General features: G+C 64.7%; 16 protein-coding genes. 11 read left to right on the plus strand and 5 right to left on the minus strand.

Annotation, left to right across the window (positions count from 1 at the left end):
• Positions 1 to 13 precede the first annotated feature (13 nt).
• The 5 genes from gmd to IAE56_RS05450 all read left to right on the plus strand — a co-directional run bounded on the left by gmd (position 14) and on the right by IAE56_RS05450 (position 5,778).
• Positions 14 to 1,051, plus strand: coding sequence for a GDP-mannose 4,6-dehydratase (gene gmd / locus IAE56_RS05430; RefSeq protein WP_200751770.1), 1,038 nt, complete (start codon positions 14 to 16; stop codon positions 1,049 to 1,051).
• Positions 1,035 to 1,937, plus strand: coding sequence for a GDP-mannose 4,6-dehydratase (locus tag IAE56_RS05435; RefSeq protein ID WP_200751771.1), 903 nt, complete (start codon positions 1,035 to 1,037; stop codon positions 1,935 to 1,937). The genes gmd and IAE56_RS05435 overlap by 17 nt, the downstream gene beginning before the upstream one ends.
• 55 nt (positions 1,938 to 1,992) lie before the next feature.
• The gene (locus tag IAE56_RS05440; RefSeq protein ID WP_200751772.1) at positions 1,993 to 4,230 is read left to right on the plus strand and encodes a hypothetical protein; all 2,238 of its coding nucleotides are present in this window, start codon (positions 1,993 to 1,995) and stop codon (positions 4,228 to 4,230) included.
• Positions 4,231 to 4,291: 61 nt separating this feature from the next.
• Positions 4,292 to 4,639: an EamA family transporter gene (locus IAE56_RS05445; protein WP_200751773.1), complete on the plus strand. Its 348-nt coding sequence runs from the start codon at positions 4,292 to 4,294 to the stop codon at positions 4,637 to 4,639.
• 2 nt (positions 4,640 to 4,641) lie between these two features.
• Positions 4,642 to 5,778: a glycosyltransferase family 4 protein gene (locus IAE56_RS05450; protein ID WP_200751774.1), complete on the plus strand. Its 1,137-nt coding sequence runs from the start codon at positions 4,642 to 4,644 to the stop codon at positions 5,776 to 5,778.
• 109 nt (positions 5,779 to 5,887) lie between these two features.
• Here IAE56_RS05450 and IAE56_RS05455 read toward each other — a convergent pair whose 3' ends face one another.
• From IAE56_RS05455 to IAE56_RS05475, 5 genes are all read right to left on the minus strand, one after another.
• A complete protein-coding gene (locus IAE56_RS05455; RefSeq protein WP_200751775.1) occupies positions 5,888 to 7,318 on the minus strand; it encodes a UbiA family prenyltransferase in 1,431 nt (476 codons plus the stop codon).
• Positions 7,319 to 7,321: 3 nt separating this feature from the next.
• Positions 7,322 to 8,731: a mannose-1-phosphate guanylyltransferase/mannose-6-phosphate isomerase gene (locus IAE56_RS05460; RefSeq protein ID WP_200751776.1), complete on the minus strand. Its 1,410-nt coding sequence runs from the start codon at positions 8,729 to 8,731 to the stop codon at positions 7,322 to 7,324.
• Between the two features lie 15 nt (positions 8,732 to 8,746).
• Entirely contained in the window at positions 8,747 to 10,105 is a 1,359-nt protein-coding gene (locus IAE56_RS05465) for a phosphomannomutase (RefSeq protein WP_325167167.1), read from the minus strand.
• A 144-nt stretch (positions 10,106 to 10,249) separates the two neighbouring features.
• Positions 10,250 to 11,191, minus strand: a complete 942-nt coding sequence (locus IAE56_RS05470; RefSeq protein ID WP_200751778.1) for an electron transfer flavoprotein subunit alpha/FixB family protein — start codon at positions 11,189 to 11,191, stop codon at positions 10,250 to 10,252.
• Positions 11,191 to 11,952 (minus strand): electron transfer flavoprotein subunit beta/FixA family protein, encoded by a 762-nt coding sequence (locus tag IAE56_RS05475; protein ID WP_200751779.1) that lies wholly within the window; start codon positions 11,950 to 11,952, stop codon positions 11,191 to 11,193. The genes IAE56_RS05470 and IAE56_RS05475 overlap by 1 nt, the downstream gene beginning before the upstream one ends.
• Before the next feature lie 276 nt (positions 11,953 to 12,228).
• On the opposite strand from IAE56_RS05475, the gene rfbB reads away from it, so the two are divergent.
• The 6 genes from rfbB (at position 12,229) to IAE56_RS05505 (ending at position 17,090) form a co-directional block, all read left to right on the plus strand.
• A complete protein-coding gene (gene rfbB / locus IAE56_RS05480; RefSeq protein WP_200751780.1) occupies positions 12,229 to 13,284 on the plus strand; it encodes a dTDP-glucose 4,6-dehydratase in 1,056 nt (351 codons plus the stop codon).
• Between the two features lie 14 nt (positions 13,285 to 13,298).
• On the plus strand, positions 13,299 to 14,186 hold the full coding sequence (gene rfbA / locus IAE56_RS05485; RefSeq protein WP_200751781.1) for a glucose-1-phosphate thymidylyltransferase RfbA: 888 nt from the start codon (positions 13,299 to 13,301) through the stop codon (positions 14,184 to 14,186).
• The gene (gene rfbC, locus IAE56_RS05490) at positions 14,183 to 14,740 is read left to right on the plus strand and encodes a dTDP-4-dehydrorhamnose 3,5-epimerase (protein ID WP_200751782.1); all 558 of its coding nucleotides are present in this window, start codon (positions 14,183 to 14,185) and stop codon (positions 14,738 to 14,740) included. The genes rfbA and rfbC overlap by 4 nt, the downstream gene beginning before the upstream one ends.
• Positions 14,737 to 15,636 carry a dTDP-4-dehydrorhamnose reductase gene (rfbD, locus tag IAE56_RS05495; RefSeq protein ID WP_200751783.1) on the plus strand — a complete coding sequence of 300 codons (900 nt, stop codon included), beginning with the start codon at positions 14,737 to 14,739 and terminating at the stop codon, positions 15,634 to 15,636. Before rfbC ends, rfbD begins: the two co-directional genes overlap by 4 nt.
• Positions 15,637 to 15,724: 88 nt before the next feature.
• Complete coding sequence (locus IAE56_RS05500; protein ID WP_200751784.1) at positions 15,725 to 16,456, plus strand: CoA transferase subunit A; 732 nt, start codon at positions 15,725 to 15,727, stop codon at positions 16,454 to 16,456.
• A gap of 1 nt (position 16,457) precedes the next feature.
• On the plus strand, positions 16,458 to 17,090 hold the full coding sequence (locus tag IAE56_RS05505; protein ID WP_200733323.1) for a CoA transferase subunit B: 633 nt from the start codon (positions 16,458 to 16,460) through the stop codon (positions 17,088 to 17,090).
• The last annotated feature ends 4 nt before the right edge of the window (positions 17,091 to 17,094 follow it).

The following is a 17,094-nucleotide window of genomic DNA, read 5'->3' on the forward strand; positions in this document are numbered from 1 at the left end:
GAAGAACCAAGCAATGAAGAAGAAGGCAATCATCACGGGTATCACGGGGCAGGACGGCGCCTACCTGACCGAACTGCTGCTGGCCAAGGGCTACGAAGTCCATGGCACCTACCGCCGCACCAGCTCGGTCAACTTCTGGCGTCTGGACGAGCTGGGCGTGACCAATCATCCGAACCTGCATCTGGTCGAGTATGACCTGACCGATCTGGGTACCTCGCTGGCGATGGTCCAGAAGATCCAGCCGGACGAGATCTACAACCTGGCTGCGCAGAGCTTCGTTGGCGTCAGCTTCGACCAGCCGACCACCACCGCGCAGATCACCGGCGTGGGGGCGCTGAACCTGCTGGAAGCGATCCGTCTGGTCAATCCGAAGATCCGCTTCTACCAGGCATCGACTTCGGAAATGTTCGGCAAGGTGCAGGCCGTGCCGCAGGTGGAGGACACCCCGTTCTACCCGCGCAGCCCGTACGGCGTGGCCAAGCTCTACGCGCACTGGATCACGGTGAACTACCGCGAGAGCTACGACATCTTTGGTTCCAGCGGCATTCTGTTCAACCACGAAAGCCCGCTGCGTGGTCGCGAGTTCGTGACCCGCAAGATCACCGACTCGGTGGCGAAGATCAAGCTGGGCCAGCTGGATGTGCTGGAACTGGGCAACCTCGACGCCAAGCGTGACTGGGGCTTCGCCAAGGAATACGTGGAAGGCATGTGGCGCATGCTGCAGGCTGACCAGCCCGATACCTTCGTGCTTGCCACCAACCGTACCGAAACCGTGCGCGACTTCGTCAGCATGGCGTTCAAGGGTGCCGGCATCGACGTGGAGTTCAAGGGCAAGGACATCGATGAAGTCGCGATCGACACCGCCAGCGGCAAGACCGTGATGCGCATCAACGCGAAGTTCCATCGCCCGGCCGAAGTCGATCTGCTGATCGGCAATCCGGAAAAGGCAGAGCGCATCCTTGGCTGGAAGCCGCAGACCTCGCTGGAGCAGCTGTGCCAGATGATGGTCGAGGCGGATCTCAAGAGGAACGAGCGTGGCTTCTCGTTCTGAGTTGTCAGGCCAGCGTGTGCTGGTCACGGGCGCGTCCGGCTTCACCGGGCGCTACGTGATCGAGCGCCTGCGCGCTGCAGGCTGCGAAGTGCACGACCTGCATTCCAGCGAGAGCGCGGCGTCGGTGAATCTGCTTGACCGGTCCGCTCTCAAGCAGCACATCGCCAAGGTGCGCCCGCAACGCGTCGTCCACCTCGCTGCGATCTCGTTCGTCGCCCACGGTGATGCGGACGAGATCTACCGCGTCAACGTGGTGGGTACGCGTAATCTGCTGGAAGCGCTGGCCTCTCTGGATGAGACGCCGGCCAATGTGCTGCTGGCCAGCAGTGCCAACGTGTATGGCAACGCGTCCGGCGTGCTCGACGAGCACGCACCGCTTTCGCCGCAGAACGACTATGCGGTCAGCAAGATGGCGATGGAGGCCATGGCTGCGTTGTGGACCGATCGGCTTGCACTGACCGTGGTGCGACCATTCAACTACACCGGCGTGGGCCAGGATGACAAATTCCTGATCCCGAAGATCGTGGCGCACTTCCGTCGTGGTGCCGAGGTGATCGAGCTTGGCAACACCGACGTCTCCCGCGATTTCAATGACGTACGGGGCGTGGCCGCCGCCTATGAGGGCTTGCTCGCAATGCCGGGCACTGCCCAGACCTACAACGTCTGCTCCGGTCAGGAGCATTCGCTGCATGAGGTCATCGAGCGCATGCGCGGCATTTCTGGCCGTGACATCGAAGTGAAAGTGAATCCCGCCTTCGTCCGTGCCAACGAGGTCAAGTCGCTGCGCGGTGACAACAGCAAGCTGCGCGTTGCGGTCGGGTCGTTGCCGGACTTCGATCTGGGCGAGACGCTTCGTTGGATGTATCAGGCTGACGCGAAGGCCTGAATAAGAGTGTGATCCGCTTCGGTGGATCCCGCCTTCAGTGCAGGGAGAACACGCAGTGAATTTTGTCTGGCAACTGATTGCGCCGGTAGTGGCGATGTGTCTTGCTGTCATCGGCAGCTCGACGCTGCTGGCCGCTGCCGGCAGCCGCCTGAGCCCGTACCTGCGGCGTATCGGGCCAATCCAGACGTTGCTGCTTGCGAGCGTATGCGTACTGGCCTTGCTGATGAATGCCAACGCGTGGCTGCCGGGCTACGTTGTTTTCACTTGCTTCCTGATCAGCGGGGCCGTGGGTGCAGTGGTGGCCCTTCGCCGTGGATGCGGCGATCCGCTGGCCCACGCATCGATCTGGGCGTTCACGATCAGTCTGCTGGCGGGCGTTCTGGTTGTCGCATGGTGGAACTTGGCGTTTGCGTCCCGCCATCTCTGGATGCTTGAAGGCACCAATCATGATCTGGTGTTCTTTTACGGCGGTGCCAAGTGGGCCATGCAGCACCCGCTGTGGGTCGAGCAGGCCACGGTGGCCCGGGAATGGGTGCTGGGGCAATGTGGTCAGGGAATGCAGTTCATCGGCAAAGGCTGCATCGTGCAGCGCAACGGTGCATACAGCCTGCTGGCACTGGCATCCAGCTTCGTGCCGGAGGCGGGGCCCAACCAGGTGCGGGCGATGATCGGAACTGCGGTTCTGTTCCCGGTGCTTGGAATGCTGCCCTCGATGGCGGGCAGCTTTGGTGGCACGCGCCGGTGGCCGCGCGGCACCGCAGTTGCACTGCTGCTGGCGGTGCTGTGCATGCTGGGTACCGGCATGATGCTTTCGGTGGTCAACGAAAACATCGGTACGGCGATGGCCGGCGCGTTGCTGATGATGATCGTGCTGTGGGCACTGACGCCGATGCGCTCGCTGGGCGCGAAGTGGTTGATGCTGGGTGCGGCCGCAGGCTGCACGGGTATGGCTTACGGCGAAGCAGCGGTGCACGCCTGCATGGTCGTCGCTCTGGCTGTGGTGGTGACGGCCATGTGGTTGCGTTCCTGGCGCGTCTTTCTGTTTGGCGGTGTGCTGGCGATGCTGGCCTGCGCGATCGTACTCAACCGCATGCTGCCTGAACTGATCGCGTCCTATGCGCAGGTCAGTGGCATCGTCGCACAGTCGGCGTGGCCCAGCTGGTACATCCAGCAGCCCTTCTGGGGGTGGTGGCTATCCGCGCCCTTTGCTGGCCTGCTGATGACTGCAGAGCCAGCCGTGAATCCGGAAGCGGTCATGCTTGGCCTGGTGCTGATGGCATCCACCGCCTGGCTTTCCATCCGCGAAGGGCGCTGGCGGTTCTATGTCGGCCTGCTCGGGGCAAGCATGGTGTTGGTCGCCTATGTGCAGAGCCACGGCTACCAGTACGGCGAGCACAAGCTGGTACAGGTGCTCGGGCCGGCGTGGGTCGCGCTGTTGGCCTGGCTTCTGCTGCGCCATTCGCGTCGGCGAGGCCGCCTCGCGGTAGTGATGCTGCTGATGGCGATGCTGGGGGCGATGTCGGCCGCCTACGGGCTGCGTTCGCGACCGATCCTCGTTTCGCATGTCACTTCGGGTATCACCCACGCCTTCTCCAATGCGATCCGGCTGCCGCAGAAGGGAGATGAGGTCGTCATCGACACATCCGGCGTCAGTGGTCCCGAGCGATACGTCAAGCAGGATTTCGCTGTGCTTGAGCTGCATCGGCGCGGGGTACGGGCTCGCATTGCTGATCGTGGCGACGTTTCCGAGGGTTACAGCGATGCGCTGCTCAATGACAGCCTGCGCGGTGCCGAATCGCCCGACTGGCTGCTGGTACTCAAGCAGTCCGGTACCGGGTCAGCCCTTCAACCGGGTACAGCACCGCTGCTGGAAGACGCCACGTTTGCGTTGTTCTCGCTGCAGTCCGGTCAATTGCCGCTGGCCCAGGCAGGAACGGGCTGGCACACCTGCGAACAGGACCATTGCTGGACCCGTGGTGCCTTCAGTCTCGAAACCTTCGTGCCCAGTAGCTGCAAAGGCGCCCGACTGAAGGTTGATCTGGGACTTCTGCAGCCGCCACCGCAGGGGCGAATCCATGTGACCATCAATGGTGGGGAAGCAGCAACCGTCGACGGGCACCAGAGTGAACTCAGTTTCCCGCTTGCCAATGGCAGATCATTGATCGTCCTGTCACCGGACTGGCAGGTTGCCTCGCCGCAGGCGCTGGGACTTTCAGCCGACTCCCGGCCTCTGTTTGCAAATGTGTCCCACGCCCGCATCAGCTGCGGCGTGCAGGCAGAAACGTCGGAGTGACAATGTCCGGATTCATCCATAGAACAGCGTCGGGCTGCGGCCGTGGCGCAAGAGGTCTTCCATGCAACTCCTGATCGTCTTTGGCCTGGTGATCCTCGGCGCCTGTGGAACCGTCCTCCTGAAGGTCGGCGCAGAGCGTGTCAGCTACTCCGAGGGTGTCCTGCCCCTGCTGAACTCTGCGTTCAACCTGCCGCTGGTGACCGGTTTCATTCTGCAGATGATCCCGCTGGTGTCGTGGGTGGTGTTGCTCAAGTACATGCCACTGACCAAGCTGCAGCCGATGATCGCCCTGACCTACGTGGTGACGCCGGTGCTTGCCGTGCTGTTCCTGGGCGAGCATATCGGCCCGCTGCGCATGGCCGGCATCGGCCTGATCGTCCTGGGTGTGGTACTGGTGAGCGCGAGCTGAGCATGAAGATCCTGATTGTCCTGACCTATTACACGCCCTACATGAGCGGGGTGACCGAGTTTGCCCGCATGCTCGCCGAGGATCTTGCGCAGCGCCACCAGGTCACTGTGCTCACCACCCAGCACGATGCGGCTCTGCCGGTGGAAGAGACACTCAACGGCGTACGCGTGGTACGCGCGCCCGTCTTCGCCCGCATGCACAAGGGTGTCCTGAGCTGGAAGTTCATAACCTGGTTCCGGCGCCTGGCGCAGCAGCATGATGTGGTCAACCTGCATATGCCCATGCTTGAATCGGGCCTGCTGTCACTGCTGGTGCCTGCCCGCAAGCTGGTGGTGAACTACCAGTGCGACATGGCGGTGGTTGGGGGATTGCTGGACCGGCTGGCGGTGAACGTGACCCGTGTGTCCTGCTGGCTTGCCACGCGGCGCGCCCGTGATGTCGGGGTGCTCACTCACGATTACGCGGGCTCCTCGGCCTGGCTGTCCGGTATCCGCCATAAGCAGCATGAAGTACTGGCGCCGATGAAGGCGATGCCGTGCCAGGATGGCCCGTCGAGTACCGATGGTGTGTTCCGCTTCGGTTTCGTCGGCCGCTTTGTCGCCGAGAAGGGGCTGCCCGTCCTGCTGGAAGCCTTCCGGCAGGTACATGCCCTGCATGGCGACCGTGTCCGCCTCGTGCTGGTTGGAGATACCCACAATATTGCCGGTGGCGGAATCATGGATGCCATCCACGGCAGCATCGCCGCGCTCGGGGATGCAGTAGACGTGCGTGGCCGCGTCAGCGAGCAGGAACTGCAGGCATTCTATGCACAGCTCGACGTGCTGGTGCTGCCCAGTGTCAACCGCTATGAGGCGTTCGGCATGGTGCAGCTGGAGGCGATGCTCAGCGGTTCGCGGGTGATCGCGTCGAATCTGCCCGGTGTGCGCACCATCGTGCAGAATACGGGCAATGGTGAAGTGGTGCCGATCGGCGATGCGCCCGCACTCGCGTCATCGATGTTGCAGCTGATGGCCAGCCGCGATGCGATAAGCCGCGCCGAGGTGCGCGCGCGGGCGCTGGAAGCCTATCCGTTGCGGCGTTTCTACGACCTGCAGGAAGCCATGCTGCTTGATCGAGCGGAGCGCGACCGTTCCGAGTGATCGCACCGGGTTGCGACGCCACCGCTGCCTGCTGGCAGCGGTGGATCCGTCATTGCCCGCACTTGAGCGACAGGCCGATCATCGCTGATGCGGTGGTGCTGTGCACAGCTCAGATCGCAGCCAGTACTGAAAGGCCACCGACCAGCACTGTGATCAGGCTGCCTGGATCCTTCACTGCGAATACGACCGGATCGTCGTGCATCTGTCCGCGGTGTGCGAGCAGCCAGGTACGGCAGATCCAGTAGAGCAGGACCGGGCACAGCAGCCACAGGAACAGCGGGTGCCGGTAAAGACCCTGACTTTCCGGCGCGTTGATGTAGAGGCACAGCACCAAGACCGACGCCACGCCCGATGCGGTACCCAGTGCCTGTACCAGCCCCAGATCCTCGACGTGGTACCCGCGCCCGCTGGGCTTCTCCTTGCCGCTGGCCAGCGTCAAGCGCAGTTCGGTGTAACGCTTGAGCATGGCCAGGCTGAGGAAGATGAACATCGAGAAGGTCAGCAGCCAGAACGACAGCGTGACGTCGATCGCCGCAGCGCCGCCAACGATGCGGATCGTGTAGAGCGCGGCCAGCATCACCACATCGATCATCACCACCTGTTTCATCCGCAGCGAATAGGCCAGGGTAAGGCAGAAGTAGATGGCCAGCACCAGCAGGAACTCAGGCGCAACGACAGCCGCCAGCAGGAAGCCCGCGAGGGTCAACACGGGGGTGGCAAGCAGACCCGAGCGCAGGTCCAGCCGGCCACAGGCAAACGGGCGCTTGCGCTTGCGCGGATGCTGGCGGTCGGAATCCAGGTCCAGCAGATCATTGAACAGGTACACGCCGGATGCGCAGAGCCCGAAGGCGATGAACGCGAGTGCCGCGTTGAGCGTGGATTCCAGCTCCAGGAAACGATGGCTGGCCAGCAATGGTACGAATACCAGCAGGTTCTTCAGCCACTGGTGGACACGCATCGCCTTGAGCCAGGCGCGTGGCCCCCCCCCTTGGCGCGGCCAGTGTGCGACCAGCTCCGAGCAGTTGGCTGCGGCGCGGGCCACGCCTGCACCTGCATTGACCACCCAGGCCGAGTGCGCGTGCTTCCAGATGGCCACGTCGACCTGGGCGTTTCCCATGTAATCGAAACCACGTTCGCCGAACTGCTTCACAAGCAGGTCGGCCTTGTGGCGGCCAGCAAGGTTGGTCTGCCCATCGCTGCAGAACACGTCGTCGAACACGCCCAGATGACGCGCGATCGGCTCTACAAGAGCGGCGTCGGATGCCGTGCACAGCACCCGCCTGCGATCACTACTGGCTTGCAACAATTCGATCACGCGCGGGTCGTAAGGCAGCAGCGCCGGATCGCCGGCGCCGTGCACCGCGAGCTGGTGCTTGAGGTGGGCCTTGCCACGCAGCAACCAGAACGGCAGCAGGAACAACATCCAGGGCTGCCGTGCCAGCATCCTCAGGAAGGTTTCGTACAACAGGTCGCTGCGCAGCAGGGTGCCGTCCAGATCAACACACAACGGCCTCGAACGGCCGGCACCCGAAGCACTCACCGATCAGCCCCCCGCACGACCGTACTGGTCCTCAAAACGCACGATATCGTCCTCGCCCAGATAGCTGCCCGACTGCACCTCGATCAGTTCCAGCGGCAGCTTGCCCGGGTTCTTCAGGCGATGGGTCACGCCCAGCGGGATATAGGTGCTCTGGTTCTCCGACAGCAGGATCACCTCATCGCCGCGGGTCACTTCGGCCGTGCCGCTGACCACGATCCAGTGCTCGGCACGGTGGTGGTGCATCTGCAGGCTCAACGTCGCGCCCGGCTTGACGGTAATGCGCTTGACCTGGAAACGGGCGCCGTTGTCGATGGAATCGTAGGCGCCCCAGGGGCGGTAGACCTTGCGGTGGGCGGCGGCTTCGCTGCGGCCATCACGCTTGATCTGGCCGACGATTTCCTTGACGTCCTGCACGCGGTCCTTGTGGCCCACGAACACGGCGTCATCGGTTTCCACGACGACCACGTCCTGCAGGCCGACCATCGCGATCAGGCGGTTGCCATAGGCGTAGCTGTCCTTGCAGTCCAGGGCGATCACGTCACCGTGGCAGGCATTGCCGTCGGCGTCCTTGTCGGACACTTCCCACAGCGCCGACCACGAGCCCACGTCGTTCCATTCCGCATCCAGAGGGACGACGGCGGCATCGGCGGTCTTCTCCATCACGGCGTAGTCGATCGAGTCGTTCGGGCTGGCGGCGAACGCATCGGCATCCAGACGGATGAAGTCGTTGTCGCGGGCTGCCTTGTCGAGCGCCTGGCGGCATGCAGCCAGGATCGCCGGCTGCAGCGTCTCCAGTTCCTTCAGGTAGCGCGACGCCTTGAACAGGAACATGCCGCTGTTCCAGAAGTACTCGCCCGAAGCCACATACTGCTCGGCGGTGGCCAGGTCGGGCTTCTCGACGAAACGATCGACCGCGCGCACGCCTTCGCCGCCAGCGGCCTTGATGTAGCCGTAGCCGGTTTCCGGTGCCGTCGGCACGATGCCGAAGGTGACCAGCTTGCCGCCTTCGGCGGCGATGGCAGCCTGCTTGACTGCCGCGTGGAAGGCCGCTTCGTTGCGGACCACGTGGTCGGACGGCAGCACCAGCAGCAGGGCATCATTGCCGTTGGCCAGGGCCTGCAGTGCGGCGATGGCGATGGCCGGGGCGGTGTTGCGCCCGACCGGCTCGAGAATCAGCGCCTGCGGCAGCACCTTGCACTCGCGCAGCTGCTCGGCCGCCATGAAGCGGTGTTCCTGGTTGGCGACCACGATGGGCGCTGCGCCAGCGATGGAAGCGACGCGCTTCCAGGTCGCCTGCAGCATCGTGTCATCGCCGACCAGCGGCAGGAACTGCTTCGGGTAGGCTTCGCGCGACAGCGGCCACAGCCGGGTGCCCGAGCCGCCGGAAAGAATGACGGGAACGATGGGGGTCATACGAAAGGGTCCTTTTCAGTGATTGGCTGGCGTGCCGCCAATCAGGGCGGTCAGCTCGCGGATGCGGTCCTGCAGCAGCGTTTCATCGCCGCGGGTCTCGATGTTCAGGCGCAGCAGCGGTTCGGTGTTTGAGCTACGAAGATTGAAACGCCATTCGGCGAAGTCGGCGCTGACACCGTCGGTGCGGTCCAGCTGCGGCTGCTGCGCCTCGAAGTGCGCCAGCACGCGTGCGACGGTCGCCTTGGCGTCATCCACGCGGAAATTGATCTCACCACTGCATGGGTAGGCCTTCATGCGGTCCGCCACCAGCTCGCCCAGCGACTTGCCGGTGCTGGAGACCAGCTGCGCGATCAGCAGCCACGGAATCATGCCGGAATCGCAGTAGGCGAATTCGCGGAAGTAGTGGTGCGCGCTCATTTCGCCGCCGTAGATCGCATCTTCGGCGCGCATGCGCTCCTTGATGAAGGCATGGCCGGTCTTGCTCATGATCGGCACACCGCCGGCCTGCTCGACCATTTCCACGGTGTTCCACGTCAGGCGCGGGTCGTGGATGATCTTGCCGCCCGGCTGGCGGGCCAGCAGTGCGGTGGCCAGCAGGCCAACGAGGTAATAGCCTTCGATGAAATTGCCTTCGGCATCGAAGAAGAAGCAGCGGTCGAAGTCACCATCCCAGGCGATGCCGAAGTCGGCGCCACTGGCACGCACGGCGTCGCGCGTCGCCGCACGGTTTTCCGGCAGCAGCGGGTTGGGAATGCCGTTGGGGAAGCTGCCGTCGGCTTCGTGCTGGATGCGGATGAACTCGAACGGCAGGTGCGGAGCCAGTTCGTCGATCACCAGGCCTGCGCCGCCGTTGCCGGGGTTGGTGACGATCTTCAGCGGCTTCAGTCTGGCCACGTCGACGTAGCCCAGAAGGTGCTGGATGTAGGCGGCCTTGTCGGCGTCACGGGTGATCGTGCCGTGGCCGTTGCCCAGCGGTGCGTCGGACGCGGCGAAATCGCGGATGTCGAACAGGCCGGTATCGCCGCTGATCGGCTTGGATTCCTCGCGGACCAGCTTCATCCCGTTGTAGTCCATCGGGTTGTGGCTGGCGGTGACCATGATGCCGCCGGCCGCCTTGCGATGGAACGTCTGGAAATAGACCTCTTCGGTGCCGCACATGCCGATGTCGATGACATCGCGTCCGCTGGCGGTGAGGCCTTCAATGGCGGCCTGGAGCAGGGCAGGGCTGCTCAGGCGGATGTCGTGTCCAACCACCACCGGTCCCGGGCCCAGCAACGCCGCTGTGCCGGCGCCGATACGGCGGGCAAGGCGTTCATCCAGTTCATCCGGAACGCGGCCGCGGATGTCATAGGCCTTGAAACACGGGAGCGTCATCAATGCAGTCCTTACACGGGTTGACCCCGGATTATAGCGACAGGCACTGCAAGGACGGGTGATCCAAGCCAGCGTCCCTGCAGGCCATGATGCGAAAAGAGGTGCCGCGTAAGTTGTTGATTACGCGGCACTTGGGATGATCTCTCAACCCAACGCCGTTTCCAGCTCAGGCAGGATCGTGAACAGATCGCCGACCAGGCCGATGTCGGCGATCTCGAAGATCGGCGAATCCGCGTCCTTGTTGATGGCCACGATCGTGCCGGCATCCTTGATGCCGGTCAGGTGCTGGATGGCACCGCTGATGCCGACGGCCACGTACAGTTCCGGCGCGATGATCTTGCCGGTCTGGCCGACCTGCAGGTCGCTGGGCACGTAGCCGGCGTCGACCGCGGCGCGCGAGGCACCCACTGCGGCACCGAGCTTGTCGGCCAGCTGGAAGATCACCTTGAAGTTCTCTTCCGAACCGACGCCACGGCCACCGGAGACCACGCGCTTGGCGCTCTGCAGGTCCGGGCGGTCGCTGGCACCGGCGGCGAGACCGACGAAGCGGGTGTGCGCCGGCAGGGTCGCATCGACGCTGGCCGCTTCAACGGCGGCGCTGCCACCCGGGGCCGCTTCCGGCCACGATGCGGCGCGCACGGTGGCGACCACGATCTGGTCGCTCGGGGCTTCGACGGTGATGATGGCGTTGCCCGCGTAGATCGGGCGCTTGAAGGTGTGGCTGCCTTCCACGGCCATCAGGTCGGAGACCTGGTTGACGCCCAGCAGGGCGGCCACGCAGGGCATCAGGTCCTTGCCGAAGGTGGTGGAAGGGCCGAACACGTGGCTGTAGCCCTTGGCCAGCTGCGCGATCTGCGGGGCCAGCACCTGGGCGATGGCCTGTGCGTTGGCGGCGTTGGCCACGGTCAGGACCTTGGCGACGCCGGCGATCTTCGCGGCTTCAGCCGCCACGGCGGCCGGGTCGGCGGCCAGCACCAGCACGTCGATGCTGGCACCGCTGATGGCGGCGGCGGCGCTGACGGTCTTGGCGGTGGCGGCGTTGAGCTTGCCGTCGTGGTGCTCGGCGATGACGAGAATCTTGCTCATTACAGCAGCCCCTTCTGCTTGAGTGCGGCAACCAGTTCGGCCGCGTCCTTGACCATCACACCCTTGCTGCGCTTGGACGGCGCTGCGTACTGGGTGGTCTTGAAGGTATCGGCGGCTTCAACGCCGAGGTCGGCCAGCTGCAGGCTCTCCAGCGGCTTGGCCTTGGCCTTCATGATGTCCGGCAGCTTGATGAAGCGCGGTTCGTTCAGGCGCAGGTCGGTGGTGACCACGGCCGGCAGGTCCACTTCCAGCGTTTCCAGGCCGGCGTCGACTTCACGGGTCACCGTGGCCTTGCGGTCGGCGCCCGCTTCTCCCGAGATCTCCAGCTTGCTGGCGAAGGTCGCCTGCGGGCGGCCCCACAGCGTGGCCAGCATCTGGCCAGTCTGGTTGGCATCGTCGTCGATGGCCTGCTTGCCGAGGATCACCAGGTCCGGCTGTTCCTTCTCGACCAGCTTGAGCAGGGTACGGGCCGCAGTCAGCGGCTGGATGGCCTGGTCGGTAACGACGTGAATGGCACGGTTTGCACCCATGGCCAGGCCATTGCGCAGGTGCGCCTGGGCGTCAGCCGGGGCGATGGTGGCGACCACGACTTCGCTGGCGATGCCCTTGTCGCGCAGGCGCAGGGCTTCTTCCAGGGCGATTTCATCGAAGGGGTTGGGCGACAGCTTGACGCCATCGGTGACCACGCCGGAACCGTCCGGCTTGACCTGAATGCGGACGTTGTAGTCCACCACGCGCTTGTACGCGACGAGGATTTTCATCTGGTACTCGATCCTTGTAGTGCCGGCCGCTGGCCGGCTCACAGTAACGGGAAACGTCCGGTCCTCGCACAGCAACCGGTTCGGGGGTGGGACCCCGATTCTAGCTGGCTTGGGGTGACCATGCGAATGCGTATGGTTTTGCTGCGGCGCCGCAATCCGCGGCTGCATTTACCCTCGTTCATGGCCTGCAGGCCATCGCGGGGAGGCCCCGATGTATGCTTTCCCGCTGCCGGAAGGCCTTGCGGCCGAGGTGAAGTCTCAACAGGAGAACAGGTAGTGCCCACATGGCTTGTCACCGGCGGCGCCGGATTCATTGGCGGTAACTTCGTTCTCGAAGCGGTCGCCCGCGGCGTCAAGGTCGTCAATCTCGACGCGCTGACCTACGCCGGCAACCTGAAGACCCTGTCCAGCCTGGACGGCAACCCGGGCCATGTGTTCGTGCAGGGTGACATCGGCGACAGCGCCCTGGTGGCCCGCCTGCTGGCCGAACACCAGCCCGACGCGGTGCTGAACTTCGCCGCCGAAAGCCACGTCGACCGCTCCATCGACGGTCCCGGTGCCTTCATCCAGACCAACGTGGTCGGCACCCTGGGCCTGCTGGAAGCGGTGCGCGACCATTGGAAGGGCCTGCCGGCCGAGCAGGGCGCGGCCTTCCGCTTCCTGCACGTGTCCACCGACGAGGTGTACGGCACCCTGGGCGAGACCGGCAAGTTCAGCGAGACCACCCCGTATGCGCCCAATTCGCCGTACTCGGCGTCCAAGGCCGCGTCGGACCACCTGGTGCGCGCGTTCCACCACACCTACGGGCTGCCGGTGCTGACCACCAACTGCTCCAACAACTACGGCCCGTACCACTTCCCCGAAAAGCTCATTCCGCTGGTGATCGCCAAGGCGCTGGCCGGTGAACCGCTGCCGGTGTACGGCGACGGCAGGCAGGTGCGTGACTGGCTGTTCGTCACCGACCATTGCGAAGCGATCCGCACCGTGCTGGCCAAGGGCCAGGTCGGCGAGACCTACAACGTCGGCGGCAATTCGGAAAAGCAGAACATCGAAGTGGTGCAGGCGATCTGCGCGCTGCTCGATGCGCGCCGCCCGCGCGGGGATGGCCAGCCGCGCAGCAGCCAGATCACCTACGTGGCCGATCGCCCCGGACATGACCGCCGCTACGCGATCGATGCGTCGAAGCTGAAGAACGATCTCGGCTGGGAACCGGCCTACACCTTCGAACAGGGCATCGCCTTCACGGTCGACTGGTACCTGGACAACCAGGAATGGGTCAACGGCGTGCTCGACGGCAGCTACCGCCTGCAGCGCATCGGTACCAGCGCCTGATACCGGGAGAGAACATGACGCAGCGTAAAGGCATCATCCTGGCCGGCGGCTCCGGCACCCGGCTCTATCCGATCACCAAGGGCGTCAGCAAGCAGCTGCTGCCGGTGTATGACAAGCCGATGATCTACTACCCGCTCAGCGTGCTGATGCTGGCGGGCATCCGTGAAGTGCTGATCATCAACACCCCGCACGAGCAGGCCCTGTTCCAGCAGCTGCTGGGCGACGGTTCGCAGTGGGGCATGGACATCCAGTACGCCGTGCAGCCCAGCCCCGATGGCCTGGCGCAGGCCTACCTGATAGGCCGCGATTTCGTGGCCGGCAAGCCGAGCTGCCTGGTGCTGGGCGACAACATCTTCCACGGCCACGGCCTGCGCGAGGTGCTCAAGCGTGCCGACCAGCGCGTGGATGGCTCCACCGTGTTCGGCTACTGGGTGAACGACCCGGAGCGCTACGGTGTGGCCGAGTTCGACAAGAGCGGGAAGGTGGTGGACCTGGTGGAGAAGCCCGAACACCCGCGCTCGAACTATGCGGTCACCGGCCTGTATTTCTACGACGGCAACGCCAGCGATTACGCCGCTGAACTCAAACCGTCGCCGCGTGGCGAGCTGGAGATCACCGATCTCAACAAGCGCTACCTGGCCGAGGGCAACCTGCACCTGGAAGCGCTGGGTCGCGGTTATGCCTGGCTTGATACCGGCACCCACCAGTCGCTGCTGGAGGCCTCCAACTTCATCGAGACCATCCAGACCCGGCAGGGCCTGCAGGTCTGCTGCCCGGAGGAAGTAGCGTTCGGGCAGGGCTGGATTTCCGCTGAGCAGCTGGAAGCGCTGGCTGCTCCGCTGATCAAGAATGCCTATGGCCAATACCTTCAGAAGCTGGCAGTACGTGGAGTGGTTCCGTGAAAGTCATTGAAGCCCGTTTGCCGGGTTGTGTGGTGATCGAGCCGAAAGTGTTCGGCGACGATCGCGGTTTCTTCTTCGAGGGCTGGAACGCCGCGCGGTTCGGTCAACTCGGCTTGCCCACGCACTTCGTGCAGAGCAACGTTTCCTCGTCCAGCAAGGGCGTGCTGCGCGGCCTGCATTACCAGTGGCCACGCCCGCAGGGCAAGCTGGTGAGCGTGCTGGAAGGCGAGGTCTATGATGTGGCCGTGGATATCCGTCGCGGCTCGCCGACCTTCGGCCAATGGGAAGCGGTGATCCTGAGCGCGGAGAACAGGAAACAGTTCTGGATTCCCGAAGGCTTCGCCCACGGTTTTGCCGTGCTCTCCGAAACGGCGCTGTTCCACTATCTCTGCACCGATGTGTATGTGGCAGAAGCAGACGCGGGGATCCGCTGGAACGATGCCGATATCGCCGTGGACTGGCCCATCAGCGCGCCGATCCTGTCGCCCAAGGACGAGAAGGCGCCCTTCCTGAAGGACATCGCCGAGGACCGCCTGCCGGTCTACACCGCATGACCGTGCTGGTATTTGGCGGCAACGGGCAGGTCGGGCAGGAACTGCTGCGCGCACTGGCCCCGCTGGGGCCGGTGGTGGCGACCACGCGCAGTGGCCAGCTGCCCGACGGCAGTGCGTGCGAGGTGGCCGATTTCGGCCAGCCCGACAGCCTGCCGGCACTGCTGGACCGCCTGCAGCCGTCGGTGGTGGTCAATGCTGCCGCCTACACGGCGGTCGACCGTGCCGAGCAGGACGTGGAGGCCGCATTTGCGGCCAACGCGCAGGCGCCGGGCGTGATCGCGCGCTGGTGTGCAGCGCATGGCGTGCCGTTCGTGCATTACTCCACCGACTACGTGTTCGATGGCCAGGGCAGCGCGCCCTACCGCGAAGACGATGCGACCGCGCCGCTGGGCGTCTACGGCACCAGCAAGCGGGATGGCGAAGAGGCCGTTCGCGCCGCCGGTGGACGCCACCTGATCTTCCGCACGGCGTGGGTGTACGCTTCGCACGGCGCCAATTTCCTGCGAACGATGCTGCGGGTGGGCGCCGAGCGCGACCAGCTGCGCGTGGTGGCCGACCAGATCGGCACGCCGACTTCGGCCGCGCTGATCGCCGATGCCACCGCACAGGCGCTGGAGCACCCGGGGCAGCTGTCGGGCACCTGGCACCTGACCGCCAGCGGCCAGACCAGCTGGCATGGCTTTGCCGAAGCGATTTTCGCCGAGGCGTTGGCCACTGGCGTGCTGGCCAAGGTGCCGGCTGTCGAAGCGATTCCGAGTTCCGAGTACCCGACCCCGGCCAAGCGTCCGGCGTGGTCGGTGCTGGACAACCGCAGGCTGCAGCAGGATTTCGGCATCGTGCTGCCGGCCTGGCAGGACGGCCTCAAGCAGGTTATGGCAGCGATCGCACGCGGTTGATTGCCCGCCGCAATTGCTGCGGCGCATCCCAGCCCATCGGCAGGGTCCGGCTAGAATGCGCTGATTCTTCCCCCGTAGGGCTGTAGAAATGGAACACGCAACTTCCAGCGGCAAGCGCAGCAAGCGCTTTGCTTCGGCGGCGGAGGCCCTGCAGGGCGTCATTGCCGATGGCCAGACCCTGGCCGTGGGCGGCTTCGGCCTGTGCGGCATTCCCGAGGCGCTGATCGCCGCGCTGCGCGACAGTGGTGCCAAGGGCCTGACCGTGATCTCCAACAATGCCGGCGTCGATGGCTTCGGCCTCGGCCAGCTGCTGGAAACGCGGCAGATCAAGAAGATGATTTCGTCCTACGTGGGCGAAAACAAGGAATTCGAACGGCAGTTCCTGGCCGGTGAGCTGGAACTGGAGTTCAACCCGCAGGGCACCCTGGCCGAGCGCCTGCGTGCCGGTGGTGCGGGCATCCCGGCCTTCTTCACTGCCACCGGCTACGGCACGGTGGTGGCCGAAGGCAAGGAAACCCGCGAGTTCGACGGCAAGCACTATGTGATGGAAACCGCGCTGCGTGCCGACGTCGCCCTGGTCAAGGCCTGGAAGGCCGACGAAGCCGGCAACCTGGTGTTCCGCAAGACCGCGCGCAACTTCAACCCGGCCTGCGCGATGGCCGGCAAGGTCTGCATCGTGGAAGTGGAAGAAGTGGTGCCGGTGGGCACCATCGATCCGGACCAGGTGCACCTGCCGGGCATCTACGTGCACCGCATCGTGCACAACGCGCACCCCGAGAAACGCATCGAACAGCGCACCATCCGCGCGGAGGGCAACTGACATGGCGTGGACCCGTGACGAGATGGCGGCACGTGCCGCCCGCGAACTGACCGATGGCGCCTACGTGAACCTCGGCATCGGCCTGCCGACCCTGGTGGCCAACCACATTCCCGAAGGCGTGGACGTGTGGCTGCAGTCCGAGAACGGCCTGCTCGGCATCGGCCCGTTCCCGACCGACGCCGAAGTGGACGCCGACCTGATCAATGCCGGCAAGCAGACCGTCACCGCGCGTGCGGGTGCCAGCTATTTCGGCAGCCATGACAGCTTCGCGATGATCCGCGGCGGCCACGTCAACCTGGCCATCCTCGGCGCCATGCAGGTGACCGACAAGGGCGACCTGGCCAACTGGATGGTGCCCGGCAAGATGGTCAAGGGCATGGGCGGCGCGATGGACCTGGTGGCCGGCGTGCAGCGCGTGGTGGTGCTGATGGAGCACACCGCGAAGAACGGCGAGCACAAGATCCTGGCCGAATGCTCGCTGCCGCTGACCGGCGTCGGCGTGGTCGACCGCATCATCACCGACCTGGCCGTGTTCGATGTGACCGACGACGGCCTGGTGCTGGTGGAAGCGGCGCCGGGCGTGGCCGATGACGAACTGAAGGAAAAGACCGGCGTGCCGTTCCGGCGCGCCTGAGTGA

Origin of the sequence: Stenotrophomonas sp. S41 (assembly GCF_016624625.1) — a bacterium.
Classification (GTDB): Bacteria; Pseudomonadota; Gammaproteobacteria; order Xanthomonadales; family Xanthomonadaceae; genus Stenotrophomonas.